At 34.5% G+C, this 12,719-nt stretch carries 14 protein-coding genes; 6 read left to right on the top strand and 8 right to left on the bottom strand.

Going from position 1 to position 12,719, the window contains the following annotated elements:
- Positions 1–71 precede the first annotated feature (71 nt).
- The gene (locus QA612_RS01300; protein WP_278281923.1) at positions 72–1,433 is read right to left on the bottom strand and encodes an MATE family efflux transporter; all 1,362 of its coding nucleotides are present in this window, start codon (positions 1,431–1,433) and stop codon (positions 72–74) included.
- A 236-nt stretch (positions 1,434–1,669) separates the two neighbouring features.
- Between QA612_RS01300 and QA612_RS01295 the strand changes: the two genes are divergently transcribed.
- On the top strand, positions 1,670–2,176 hold the full coding sequence (locus QA612_RS01295; RefSeq protein WP_278281922.1) for a small multi-drug export protein: 507 nt from the start codon (positions 1,670–1,672) through the stop codon (positions 2,174–2,176).
- 21 nt (positions 2,177–2,197) lie between these two features.
- Here the strand turns inward: QA612_RS01295 and QA612_RS01290 are convergent, their stop codons facing one another.
- Entirely contained in the window at positions 2,198–3,316 is a 1,119-nt protein-coding gene (locus QA612_RS01290) for an alanine racemase (protein WP_278281921.1), read from the bottom strand.
- Between the two features lie 154 nt (positions 3,317–3,470).
- On the opposite strand from QA612_RS01290, the gene QA612_RS01285 reads away from it, so the two are divergent.
- The 5 genes from QA612_RS01285 (at position 3,471) to QA612_RS01265 (ending at position 6,831) form a co-directional block, all read left to right on the top strand.
- Positions 3,471–3,674, top strand: a complete 204-nt coding sequence (locus QA612_RS01285; RefSeq protein ID WP_278281920.1) for a DUF1657 domain-containing protein — start codon at positions 3,471–3,473, stop codon at positions 3,672–3,674.
- A 511-nt stretch (positions 3,675–4,185) separates the two neighbouring features.
- Positions 4,186–4,665, top strand: a complete 480-nt coding sequence (spoVAC, locus tag QA612_RS01280; RefSeq protein ID WP_278281919.1) for a stage V sporulation protein AC — start codon at positions 4,186–4,188, stop codon at positions 4,663–4,665.
- Positions 4,666–5,685: a stage V sporulation protein AD gene (gene spoVAD / locus QA612_RS01275; protein ID WP_278281918.1), complete on the top strand. Its 1,020-nt coding sequence runs from the start codon at positions 4,666–4,668 to the stop codon at positions 5,683–5,685.
- A gap of 36 nt (positions 5,686–5,721) precedes the next feature.
- Positions 5,722–5,928 (top strand): DUF1657 domain-containing protein, encoded by a 207-nt coding sequence (locus QA612_RS01270; protein WP_278281917.1) that lies wholly within the window; start codon positions 5,722–5,724, stop codon positions 5,926–5,928.
- Positions 5,929–5,970: 42 nt separating this feature from the next.
- Positions 5,971–6,831 carry a DUF421 domain-containing protein gene (locus QA612_RS01265; protein ID WP_278281916.1) on the top strand — a complete coding sequence of 287 codons (861 nt, stop codon included), beginning with the start codon at positions 5,971–5,973 and terminating at the stop codon, positions 6,829–6,831.
- Positions 6,832–6,869: 38 nt separating this feature from the next.
- On the opposite strand, the gene QA612_RS01260 is transcribed toward QA612_RS01265, so the two are convergent.
- From QA612_RS01260 to QA612_RS01235, 6 genes are all read right to left on the bottom strand, one after another.
- The gene (locus QA612_RS01260; RefSeq protein WP_278281915.1) at positions 6,870–7,205 is read right to left on the bottom strand and encodes a nucleoside triphosphate pyrophosphohydrolase; all 336 of its coding nucleotides are present in this window, start codon (positions 7,203–7,205) and stop codon (positions 6,870–6,872) included.
- A gap of 82 nt (positions 7,206–7,287) precedes the next feature.
- Positions 7,288–8,733 (bottom strand): sodium/pantothenate symporter, encoded by a 1,446-nt coding sequence (panF, locus tag QA612_RS01255; protein WP_278281914.1) that lies wholly within the window; start codon positions 8,731–8,733, stop codon positions 7,288–7,290.
- Positions 8,730–9,017 (bottom strand): YhdT family protein, encoded by a 288-nt coding sequence (locus QA612_RS01250; protein ID WP_278281913.1) that lies wholly within the window; start codon positions 9,015–9,017, stop codon positions 8,730–8,732. The genes panF and QA612_RS01250 overlap by 4 nt, the downstream gene beginning before the upstream one ends.
- 212 nt (positions 9,018–9,229) lie before the next feature.
- Complete coding sequence (locus tag QA612_RS01245; protein WP_278281912.1) at positions 9,230–9,880, bottom strand: response regulator transcription factor; 651 nt, start codon at positions 9,878–9,880, stop codon at positions 9,230–9,232.
- Entirely contained in the window at positions 9,870–11,756 is a 1,887-nt protein-coding gene (locus QA612_RS01240; RefSeq protein ID WP_278281911.1) for a histidine kinase, read from the bottom strand. Before QA612_RS01240 ends, QA612_RS01245 begins: the two co-directional genes overlap by 11 nt.
- Positions 11,753–12,703: a substrate-binding domain-containing protein gene (locus QA612_RS01235; RefSeq protein ID WP_278281910.1), complete on the bottom strand. Its 951-nt coding sequence runs from the start codon at positions 12,701–12,703 to the stop codon at positions 11,753–11,755. Before QA612_RS01235 ends, QA612_RS01240 begins: the two co-directional genes overlap by 4 nt.
- Positions 12,704–12,719: the final 16 nt, after the last annotated feature.

Genomic DNA, 12,719 nt, shown 5'->3' with positions numbered 1-12,719 from the left:
TTAAAAATTCAATTATATATATTAGTTAAATTCCCGGTTTAGCCCACTTTAATCAAAGAAAATATAATCACTTATTTTAGGGTAAGATCTTCTTTAAAAGAACGTTGTACAACGAATAACCTTTTGGTTAAAAGCATTGCACAAACTGCAAGGCTTAATATTAGGCCGAGCCAATATCCATAAGGACCAAAACTCGTATAGTTTGCTACAATAAATCCAAATGGTAACCCTACAAACCAAAAAGAGATTAATGCCATGACAAAAGGTACATTTACATCCTTATACCCTCGGAGTATTCCTTGGATCGGTGTGTTAATTGCATCTGACATTTGAAAGAATATAGCATAGATTAAAAAGGTTTGAATAAGTATAGCAACATCTTCATTTGTTGTATATAGACTTGAGACTGGACTTCGAAGAATATAAATAATCACACAAGCTACTAGACCCATGAAAACAGAAAAAATAATTCCTATAATGCTATAGGTTTTTGCATCATTTAATCTTTCCGCACCTACCTCATACCCTACTGCAATAGTCAAACCAAATGCAAAGCTTAGTGGAATCATATACAACAAGCTTGCAAAATTAATAGCCGCTTGGTGTGCTGCAATAACCTCTGTTGAAAATTGAGACATTAACAAGGTTACTGCTGAGAAAATACTTGTCTCAAAGAATATAGTTAATCCAATTGGTAATCCAAGAAAAAGTATTTCCTTCCACGTTGTGAACGAAATTCCATATAATTTACCAAAAACTTGATAACGAGAAAAACCTCTCATTTTTACAATAATGAAAAGTGTCACAAACAAAATAAACCAATAGGTTATGGCAGATGCATATCCAGCACCAATTCCTCCTAGCTTCGGAAAACCAAAATTACCAAAAATCAATACATAGTTAAAAATAAAATTAACTGGTAATGCAGCTAATGTTATCAACATCGTTACTCTCGTTTGTCCTAATGAATCAATAAATCCTCGTAATACGTTATAAATAAACAAGGGTACTATCCCAATTACTAAACCAATTAAGTAATGCTTCGCAATATAAACAACATCTGTACTTAACGACATCCATATTAAGATTGGATCTAAAAGGAAATATCCAATAATAATGACAAGAATCGAAATAATAATGGATAAATAAATTCCTTGTATTACATAAAAGCCTACATCATCTATTTTTCCTGATCCAATCTTTTGAGAAATAATTGGAGTTAACGCTATTAAAATCCCACTTATTCCAGTTAAAATAGGAACCCATAGACTAGAACCAATGGCTACTCCAGCTAGATCATTTGCTCCAGCTTGTCCAGACATTGTAGTATCTATGAAGTTCATGGCGTACATTCCAAGCTGAGTAATGAGAATGGGCCACATGACAACAATGAGCATTCGGATTTTTTCTTTAACAGTTTTCGTTTTATACAAATTATTCAGACCAACCTTCTGTATTACAAATATATTACATATCTTCCCTTTAATCTTTTACACTATTTTTATTCTCATAACAAGTATTATTCATTACAATGTTCATTTAGGAATTATACAAACTTTATACTAGATTAAATTAGTGGCATTACCTTTTGACAAATGATAAAATTCATTTCAATGAAAATAACCTTAAGGAAGAAAACTCACCTATCAATAAGGAGGCATGTTTCTCAATGCTTGTTTTTGAAGTTCTTTGGCAATACATATTACTATTCGTTATGGCTGCCACACCTTGGCTTGAAATATTAATTGTAATTCCAATCGGTATCGCTTTAGGGTTACCACCTATTCCTGTGGCCATTGTTTCTTTCATAGGTAACTTTCTTCCAATCGTTTTAATCGTATACTTATTTAATTGGGTTCAGCAAACCAACTGGTACGTTCGTAGGAAAAAGAAAAAAGAAATAAAAAAACAAGAGCAGTCTGATGATGCTAATAATGATAAAAAAGCAACAAAAAAAGAAAGAGCTTCTGCAATTTTTCATAAGTATGGTTTGCCGGGATTAGCCATTTTAGGACCAATCGTAACAGGCATCCACCTTGCAGCTATTATTGCTCTTTCTTTAAAAGCTAATAAGAGTAAAACAACCATCTGGATGGGGCTAAGCTTAATATTATGGACAATTGTAATCACAGTTGGGTCATTCTATAGCATCGATTGGTTAACAGGGCTCTTTTAAGTTTTGATAACTTGAAGAGCTTTATTGTGATTTCCCTCTTCCATCTACCTTCATCCGTTCGATTGTTCCATCTTCTTTCATTACATAGTAATAATCAAAAAGATTTACTACAGGGCATGCGTGATTTGGGATAATGTTTACTTTTTCATTTAGTGAAATTTGATTTCCGATCTGATCACCTGTTACTTCTATTACTCCATGTTCTTCAGATACTCGACTAACATATAAGGGCTTATCTATTAAGAGTTGTCCAAACCCTTTTATGCTTTCATTCCCATGCGCGCCCTTTTCCGTTGTTAAAGCTTTACTTCCTGCGTCAATAATACATCGATCTTTTTTTATTGAAACTACGGTTGCTAAAACAGTTAAAGCCACTTCTTCTAGCTGGGCAACCCCTAACCCTACTTGAATACCATCAAAAAACACAGCATTACCTGGTCGCACCTCTGTGATTCCCTCATATTGTGCTGCTTTTTCAAAGGTTGGGGTCGACCCCACACTACGGTGGCGAATAGAAATCCCTCTTTCCTCACATATCTTAGCAGACTGTACAATACTTTCCGCTTCAAATTTAGCTATTTCATCTATATGTTGTGAACGTGTAGCACCATAAGAATGGCCAGCGTGCGTATATAATCCAGTTAATTGTAAATCTGTTTTATCAATCGTTTCTTTTGCTAATTCATATACTTCTAATCCAGGTTCTACTCCACATCGATTCAGTCCACAATTAACTTTAATCCAAACTTCAGCCTTTTTATGAAGTTCCTCTGCAGCTTCATGTATAATCAAAGCTTGGTCCATACTATCTATTGTAAAAATAACCTTAGCTGTAGGCACCCATTTCAATAATCGGAAAATTTTCTTTTTATCTGATAAAGGGAATGCCACTAAAATATCCTCTACTCCATTTTCAAGAAGAAGTTCTGCTTCTGTTGCAGTAGCCACTGTAATTCCAGAAGCACCTTGCTTCAGTTGCTCTTTTGCAATTTTTATAGACTTATGGGTTTTAAAATGTGGTCTCACATTTACGTTATACTTTTCTTTCACACTTAACATACGCTGTATATTATTAATCATTTTACTTTCTGTCAAAATTAGTGCAGGTGTTTCAATGGAATAAACATCACTTTTTACCATAATCTCCTCCTACGTAATTGAGAATTTATTTATAAAACCTTTCCTCTATCTTACTAATAATCCTACATATTGACTATGTATTAGAAGAATAAATTCAACATCTAAACGCAATCTATAAACGCAACATCATCATATTATGCTGGAGGTAAAGAACATGACAGTTGCAACACAAGTTAAACAAACATTAGCTGGATTAAAAAGTGCACAAGCAAGCTTAGAAACATTTGCTCTTCAAACAGAAAACCAACAAGCTAAGCAAATGTTTCAAAATATGGCTCAACAAACCCAAAACATTGTAGATACTATTTCACCGCGATTACAGCAAATTGAACAAGAAGAACCTCAATATAAACAATAAAGAGTTATAGGTCACATAAGAAAAGCGCAAGGCTCCCCAATTACGCCTAAGTACAGCCCACGTCCTGTGGGCAACGGCGTAATGTCGACATCCTATCTCCGGCGACAAGCAAATGTTCTGTCCGATAAAAAGTGCGATCTTACACATTTAATCGGGTAGGTTATTTGACCACGAGCCGATGGCGCATGGAGCTAGAGAACGTTAGAAAAAAATTTATAAATTCATACCTTTAAATAAAAGGTTGGTGCTTACTCTTGCATCAACCTTTTATCAATGACCGGAAGAAAGAATAATTTTGAAAAATGGATTTAATTAAGATCAACACCATCCTTTAACATATCATTTTTAAAAGCTCCGAATGAAAAAATAATTCCTGTTCTCTACCTATTTTTATTGTTAAGGTCTCCTCTAGAGGAATAAAATCAGCTTATTTTTCAAATATTATTAACCAAGCAGTTCTAAACTTTATTTCTATTTTACATTACATACGTTAAGTAAAGGGGAGTAAAAAATGTCTGATCAAAAAAAGAAAAATTTAACTCCTGTTCAGCAAAAGTATCAAAAATTCGCAAGTGATCGAGAAGTAAAGCGCCCTGTTTTTAAGAATTGCATAAAAGCGTTCTTAGTAGGGGGAGCCATATGTGTTCTTGGTCAATTTATACAAATGTTTTATTATACTTTTTTCGATTTTACAGAAAAAACTGCAGGTGATCCAACTGTTGCAACCCTTATTATTATTTCTGTTATATTAACAGGCTTTGGTGTATATGATCGATTCGGTCAATTTGCTGGAGCAGGTTCTGCAGTACCGGTTACTGGCTTTGCTAATTCCGTTGCCTCCGCTGCCATTGAGCACCGTACAGAAGGATATGTTTTAGGGGTAGGAGGTAATATGTTCAAATTAGCTGGATCTGTTATCGTCTTTGGTACGTTCGCAGCTTTTGTTATTGCTCTTATTCACACGATGCTTACACAATGGGGAGGTTTGTAAATGTTAGTCGGTCATCAAACATGGGAATTTGAAAATAAACCAGTAATTGCTTCTACTGGGACAGTTGGAGGGCCATTTGAAGCGAAGGGAGCTATACCATATGATTTTGATACACTCCATGATGACCTTTGGTTAGGACAAGATTCATATGAAAAAGCAGAAAAAGTATTGTTTGAAGAATCATGTATAAAAGCAATTGAGAAAGCTGGGTTAACACAAGAGGATATGCAGTTTTTTTTTGCAGGAGATTTAGTTAATCAGCTAACACCTACGAGTTTTGCAGCAAGAACCTTATCAATCCCGTACTTTGGGTTGTTTGGGGCTTGTTCAACATCTATGGAAGGACTAGCTTTAGCTGCTTATATTATTAATTCTGGAGGAGCAAAATACATTTTAACTGGTTCTTCTAGTCATAATTCAGCAATTGAAAAGCAATTTCGATATCCAACGGAATATGGTGCACAGAAGCCACCAACTGCTCAGTGGACTGTAACTGCAGCAGGTTCAGCTGTCATTACAAATGAAGGTAACGGTCCCTATTTAACATCTGCAACGATAGGTAAGGTTGTTGATATGGGCTTAAGTGACCCATATAACATGGGTGGAGCTATGGCACCAGCGGCTGTTGATACTATTGAAGCTCACTTAAAAGATCGGAATGTGGATCCATCTTATTATGATCTTATAGTGACTGGCGATTTAGGAAAAATTGGTCAAATAATTGCTCATGATTTATTAATTGACCATGGATTTAATGTTACGAAGGAACAGTTTCAAGACTGTGGGTTAATCATTTATAAGGAGGACCAGCCTGTTCTCGCTGGTGGAAGTGGTTCCGGTTGCTCTGCTGCTGTAACATATGGTCATCTTTTAAATCGAATGAAACAAGGAGAATTTAAACGAATGCTTGTTGTTGCAACTGGAGCTCTACTCTCACCATTATCCTTTCAACAAAAAGAAAGTATTCCTTGTATAGCACATGCTGTTTCTATAGAAAACGGTAATGATTTAAAACAGTAAGTAATTTTCTGTTATCAAAAAGGGGGACATTATCCAATGACTGTTGCATCTCAAGTAAAGCAATGTGTTGCAAGCTTGAAGAATATCGAAGCTACGCTAAATAGCCTTGCTATTCGTTCGGAGGACAAGGAAGCTTCTGAAGTATTTAGGGAAACATGTCAAACTACAAGAAGAGTTTTAACAGACTTAGAAACAAGGGTAAAAGAAATGGAATTTGAAGAGCCTCAATATAAAGGTTTTTAAATCCAGTGAGCATTTATGGTGAGATGTTAGGAGGTGGAGAAATTGCCTGGATGGTTAGAGGTTATCTTGCGTTCATTTGTAGCATTAGTAATTTTATTTACGTTATCGCGAATTTTAATCAGAAAATCGGTGTCACAAGTAACGTATTTTGAATTCATTTGCGGGATTGTTATTGGAGGGATTCTTGCTCTTGGATCCATTAACCTACAAATTCCCATTGCTTATCCGTTAATGGGTTTACTTATTTGGGTTACAATACCACATATAATAGGTTGGCTAGCTATAAAGAGTGAAAAATTACGGAATTTTGTATATGGTAAGGGGATACCAATAATTAAGGATGGAAAAGTGTTAGAGGATAATTTAAAAAAAGAACGATATTCATCGGATGAACTACTAAAACAATTACGGCACAAAAATGTCTTTCAAGTTGCAGACGTTGAATTTGCAGTTTTAGAAACTACTGGTGATATAAGTGTCCTTTTGAAAAAGGATTATCAGCCATTAACACCGAAAGACATGAATTTGCAGGTTGCCCCTATAAAAGAACCAGAAACAGTTATTATGGATGGAAAAGTACTTGATGAACCACTAGCAACTATAGGAAAAAATAGACGTTGGTTAGAAATGGAGTTAGAAAAAATCGGTGTTGCCATTGAGAATGTATATCTAGGTCAAGTTGATTCATATGGACAACTAACAGTGGATTTATTTGACGATAAATTAAAGGTTCCATCTCCACAGGAACTGCCACTTTTATTAGCAACAATAAAAAAATGCCAAGCTGATTTAGAAGCATTTGCTCTTGAAACGGATAACCAAGCTGCTAAAAATATGTACACAAATAATGCAAAAGAAATGGATGAAGTAATTGAAAAAGTAAAGCCATATCTTCAGCAATGAAGGTAGGCTTTACCTTTCTACTTCCCTATTTTCTAGGTTTATTTATCATCATCGTCATAGACCTCTTCTAAAAACCATCGTTCATGGAAGGAACCACGTCGTTCAGCCTTATCCTCACGAATAGATTCTAATTCTTCTTTTGAATAGCCATGATGGTCACTTAAGCAATAAATTAGCTCCAATAAATCTGCTAGCTCTTCAACAGCTTGTTCTGGATTTCCAGCTTCTAAATACTCCCCAACCTCCTCTTGTAGCTTTTTTTTAGCTTCCCTTTCAAATTCATTAGCTTCCATTCTTCTAACACCACAGCTAGTCCCATTACGACGAATAATTTCTGGAATTCGATCTCTTACTAGCTTTTTATAAACAGGCATTCTTAACTCCCCCTTTATATTTGGCTATCCTTTTCAAACTGTCACTCGCTACACCCACTTTGTTACCGAGTATGACTAGTCATTATATTTCCACACTTTTTTTGCTGCTTTCATAATAAATGTAGGTTCCTATAATAAAGGCAAAAAAGGAAAGTACTACTGGAAATACAACAGAGTGCATCCCTAATGGATTTGGATAAAAATTATGAATGCCTATATAAGTGCCAACACCAACAACCATGGATGCGATAGCCCCACCCTTATTCCCTTTGCTCCAATATAGACCAAAAATAAGAGGCCAGATAAATGCTGCTTCTAGTCCACCAAAAGCGAACAAATTTAACCAGATAAGTAATTCAGGAGGACTTAGAGCAAAGGCAAATACAAGAATACCTAAGAATGCTGTCACACCATAGCTCACTTGTCTAACTCGTTTGTTTGTTGCATCCGGTTTAATATAGTTTAAATAAACATCCTTTACGACAGTTGAGCTCACTAGGAGAAGCAATGAATCTACCGTACTCATGATGGCTGCTAAAGGGGCTGCCAAGACGATTCCAGCTAACCACGGTGGTAGTACCTCCATCGTGATTAATGGCATTACCTGATCAGCAACTTCAATACCAGGAAGAATTGGACGACTGAAAACACCGATTAAATGCATACCTAGCATAATAAAACCTACAACAATTGTCCCTACAATTAGTGCTCGGTGCATGGAACGGGAATCTCGATATGACATAGCACGAACAGCAACTTGTGGTAACGCTACTACACCGACACCTACTAATATCCAAAAAGACGAAACATAGGCAGCAGATAAACCGCCGTCATGACCATAAGGAGTAACGAGATTTGGATTTTCTGAAATAAGGTCATTCATTATATTGCTTACCCCACCACCAGCCACAATTGTACCAATTAAAATGATTAACGTTCCAAAAAACATGACTACACCTTGAATGGAATCTGTAAATACAACTGCCCTAAACCCACCAATAATTACATAAATTAATACTGCTACAGCAAAAATGAACAAGGCACTTGTGTATGGAATTCCTACAATGGATTCAATTAAATACGCACCACCAATCCATTGAGCTGCCATTGCAGAAAATAAAAATACTATAATACTAATAGCTGAAAATAATACAACAATTGAGCTTCTATAACGATTCTTTAAAAAGTCAATGAGAGTGACCGCTTCATATTTCCTTGCCATTATGGCGAATTTCTTCCCTAGAATTAAAAGCACAAAATACCCTGTAGCTACTTGAGACATGGCTAACAAAACCCATCCCAGCCCTTGTGTGTATGCAGCTCCTGGTCCTCCAAGGAAGCTACTTGCACTCCCGTAGGTTGCTACCATTGTCATGGCAAGAATAAATCCACCTAATTCACGGCTTCCGAGAAAATATTCCTGTAAAAATGTACTACCCTTCCGACTCGAATGCTTCGCAGACATAAAACCAACAACAAATATAATGAGAAGAAAAATGACTAATGAAATAACCACTTCCACATTCATTCATCCATTCCCTCCTCATCATGATCAAAGGGTACTTCTACTAAAAAGAATTTCACAACAATGATTACTAGAATAACCATAACGAAAAAGCCGACTATACAGCTATAAAAAAACCAGGCTGGAAATCCTAATATATAGCTATAGTTTTCCACTGAATTTGAACCCAAACCATATGCAAAACCATACCACCATATAAAATTTATAATTACAAGTATTACACCTATTACGGCTTCTCGATTTGCGACAATGAATCGGGAATCCGTTTTTCTGTCCCGCTTATTCATAGAAATCACCTCTTTTAAACAAATTCATTTAAAACAACAAAAAATCCTTCAAAAATCTTAATGAATTAATAATATAATTTGTTGTAAGAAGCATTAACAATACTCTACTTACAATAAACATTAAACGGAATTTCTTTTGGATAAAAAAAACGATCTATATTCTCTACAGATCGTTTCATAGCTTATGGAGATTTATTATCAGTAATAGCTAATCAATCCTTGCTTGAAATAACACCATGCTTTAATGCATATCGAACAAGCATCGATTTCTTCTTTGTCCCTATCTTATCCATAATTCTTGACTTATATGTGTCTACTGTTTTTATGCTAATGAAAAGCTCATTAGAAATTTCCTTTTGGGTATAGCCTAATGCAATATATTTTAGAACTTCTCTTTCTCTAGGACTGAGAATGACTTCTTTTTCTTTTTTCGTCATATTCTGTTCTTGACTATTCGTATATAAACTAGGAATCAATGTTGGATAAATATAGTGTTCGCCTCTTACAACTGTTTGAATCGCTGTAACTAATTCTGTATCCACTGCGCGTTTTAGTACGTAACCAGAAGCTCCTGCATCTAAGCCTTCTTTTAAATAAGCCTCATCAGAGTACATCGTTAAAATTAAGATTTTCGTCTCAGGCAAAAATCGCTTAATCTCCCTAGTAGCTTCTATTCCATCTTTAAATGGCATATTTATATCCATAATAATGAGGTCAGGCTTTATTTCTTTAGCATATTTTATAGCATTTTCTCCATCATCAACTTCACAAGCTACATCAACATTTTCCTCGTTTATTAAAATGTTTTTTAAACCGGAACGGAATACTGGATGATCATCAACTAACATAATTTTAATTGGCAAGTAAATCCCTTCCTTTATCTTTTGTAGGAATTTTAACCATAATTGCAGTCCCTTCATTATCAGCCGATTCAATATTAAGTGTTCCACCAAGCAACGTCACACGTTCCTGCATGCCACGTAAACCTAAATTATACTTAGAAGGGTCTTTGTTTAACACCTTTTCCACATTAAATCCTACTCCATCATCCTCAATAATGACCGAAATCATATGGCTATGTTTCATAACTATTACACTGATAGAAGTAGCTTCAGCATACTTCAGAATATTCGTCAACGATTCTTGAACAATTCTAAAAATTGCCGTTTCTATCTCTGGTCTTAAACGTTCAACTTTAATCCCATTGATAATTATTTCAAACTCAACTGGGTATTTCTTTGTAAACTCTTCAATATAGCGTTCAATAGCAACTTCCAATCCAAATTTATCTAAAATTGTGGGCCGTAACTGCCATGCTAAGTCATGTACTTCCTCAATTGCTTGGTGAGTCAATTCTCTTAGTTTATTAATTTCTTTATGCTTTGCAATATCCGTCTTTGTTTCTTGTAATAACTTTAATCCTAATAAAATGGAGGAAAGGGAGTGACTAGTCTGATCATGTAATTCACGGGCTATTCGTTTCCTTTCTTCCTCTTGCACTGTCATAATTTTTTCCAATAATGATAAGCGTATTTCCTCTTTCTTTTTTATTTCTACCCACAATTTAATATTTTCAATTGTGACAGATAACTGCTTTGCAATAGAATTTAATACCTGTGCCGTATAGGGATCTAATTGATTCTTACTACATATTTGAAGCTTGCCAATATCCTCTTGTTTATTTCTTAATGAAAAAGTATTAAATACCTTTAAACCCTTCCTACAATAAGTACATGGTTGTTGATTTTGTTCAATGTCTTGATCGTTCACTGGACAGCTATCCATTGAGTGAGAAAAAGTTGATACTTGACCAGTTATATTGACTTTAATTAGTGCACTATTTAATGAAAGCTCTTCAACTAAATGAATGACAAATTGTTCTAGTAATCTTTTCAATTCAGTATAATTCGTAATTGTTCCAGAAATATCATGCAATAACGTTAATTCTTTATTTCTACTGACAATTTTATTTAAATACTCTTCCTTTTCCATTTGTGTTTTTTCTAAATCAGTTAACATAATATTAAAGGACTGTGTTAGTTTACCAATTTCGTCTTTTGGATAATTGTTCACTCTTTTACTAAAATCCCCTTGGGAAACTAGCTTTGTTAGATCTACTAATTTTTTTATAGGCAAGGTAATAACTCTTGTTAATCCAAGGACGATAAGAACAGATAAAATAAGAACGACCATCATCGTCATCAATAATTGTGTTGTAACACTGTGTAAAGCCTCATCTAAGGAATCGTTTCTTAAGCCCACTCTTGCTGTTCCTCCAATTCCTTTAACTATAGGAACAGCTACATCTCGTATTATTCCTTCTTCTGAATCAATTTGAATCAAATTTATATCATCTGTATTCTCTAATAAATTTACTTTTAGTAATTCTTGACTAATATCCATATTTTCATAGGAATGAACAAGTATTCTATCGTGTTCATTTAAAATAAATACATATTCAATATCTGTATGATTATCAACTTTATCATTTACTAGCTTCTGCAAAGCATATATATTGTTGGTAAGCATAAAATCGCTACTTTTCGATGCAACATCGCTACCAATTGATTTCACTCGTTCATCCAATTGAAGAGACAACGTATCTGAGATGGAAATTCGGACGACGATTAAACTTATGAATGTTACTATGAATATAACCGCAAAAACCATCCCGTAAATCTTCATATGGATGGAACAACCTGATAAAAAATCAATTATTTTTTTCCTTATTCTCTTCATTGATCTTCACCTAGAAGTGGTAACAGCTTTCGTATAGGTTCATAGCTGCTTCTATCTATTGGAACATAGTGGTCAATTTTTAATTCTTTAAGTATGTTTCTTCCTGCTGAATGATGATGCAGCGTTAGCAGGACATTTTGAATATCCTTTTTAAGCTCCGGATCTGTTTTACTAGAAACAACAATGGGTGGAGAACCAGCAAATGGACCGAAGTCTATAATTTTTGTCTGTTTTGCATCCTCGTTTCCAAGTTCTATTAACTGATCAAATAAAATACTGTCTATAGTAGCAATATCCACTGCACCTCGTGCTACAGCACTTACAGAATAATCATGACTGTACGTATAGAAAGTTTTCTCAAAAAAGGTATTTGGGTCATTATTACTTTGAATAATCAAGTCTTGTAATGCTAGTTTCCCTGTATAAGAATATGGATCTACAAATGCAGCACGACTACCCTTCCCATCCTCTAGGTTTTCAATAGAACTGTTTTTATGAGTAATAACATAGGCTTGATAAACATTTTTACCGTTAACAACAGGGGATGCAATGTCAATCATGTATCCTTCCTCTGTACCAATTACATACGATAAAGAACAAATAAAAGCTAAATCAACTTCTCCGTCTTTTAATAATACGTTCACTTCATCATATGTCTGTTTTTGTATGATTTCAATTTCCCTAGATAGTGTGTTTTTAAGATAATCAATTAATAAATTATACTTATTACGGGTTTCTTGTGGAGAAACAACAGATGCGAAGGCAACTTTGATCGTATTATCGTTTTCTATAAAGGTTTCTTGTTCCTTGTTCAATTCAGATGTAGTTAAAGAAATATAAGAGGATGAATTACTTGTTGAACAGGCCATCAATAAAATAAAAACAAATGGATAAAGATAAGTTATTTTAATGATAATCCCCCCTCCTTTTATTGATTCTAATCTCATTATACTTCGTTAATAT

This window comes from Evansella sp. AB-P1 (assembly GCF_029688925.1).
Classification (GTDB): Bacteria; Bacillota; Bacilli; order Bacillales; family Salisediminibacteriaceae; genus Evansella.
This window is presented reverse-complemented; position numbering and strand designations above follow the sequence as displayed.

What these genes read in the sequence shown, in the direction of transcription:
- QA612_RS01290 (WP_278281921.1), bottom strand. Translation starts at nt 3,316, where the DNA reads ATGGTAAAAAGTGATGTTTATTCCATTGAAACACCTGCACTAATTTTG.
- QA612_RS01240 (WP_278281911.1), bottom strand. Translation starts at nt 11,756, where the DNA reads ATGAAGAGAATAAGGAAAAAAATAATTGATTTTTTATCAGGTTGTTCC.
- QA612_RS01295 (WP_278281922.1), top strand. Translation starts at nt 1,670, where the DNA reads ATGCTTGTTTTTGAAGTTCTTTGGCAATACATATTACTATTCGTTATG.
- QA612_RS01235 (WP_278281910.1), bottom strand. Translation starts at nt 12,703, where the DNA reads ATGAGATTAGAATCAATAAAAGGAGGGGGGATTATCATTAAAATAACT.
- panF (WP_278281914.1), bottom strand. Translation starts at nt 8,733, where the DNA reads ATGAATGTGGAAGTGGTTATTTCATTAGTCATTTTTCTTCTCATTATA.
- QA612_RS01250 (WP_278281913.1), bottom strand. Translation starts at nt 9,017, where the DNA reads ATGAATAAGCGGGACAGAAAAACGGATTCCCGATTCATTGTCGCAAAT.
- spoVAC (WP_278281919.1), top strand. Translation starts at nt 4,186, where the DNA reads ATGTCTGATCAAAAAAAGAAAAATTTAACTCCTGTTCAGCAAAAGTAT.
- QA612_RS01270 (WP_278281917.1), top strand. Translation starts at nt 5,722, where the DNA reads ATGACTGTTGCATCTCAAGTAAAGCAATGTGTTGCAAGCTTGAAGAAT.
- QA612_RS01260 (WP_278281915.1), bottom strand. Translation starts at nt 7,205, where the DNA reads ATGCCTGTTTATAAAAAGCTAGTAAGAGATCGAATTCCAGAAATTATT.
- spoVAD (WP_278281918.1), top strand. Translation starts at nt 4,666, where the DNA reads ATGTTAGTCGGTCATCAAACATGGGAATTTGAAAATAAACCAGTAATT.
- QA612_RS01285 (WP_278281920.1), top strand. Translation starts at nt 3,471, where the DNA reads ATGACAGTTGCAACACAAGTTAAACAAACATTAGCTGGATTAAAAAGT.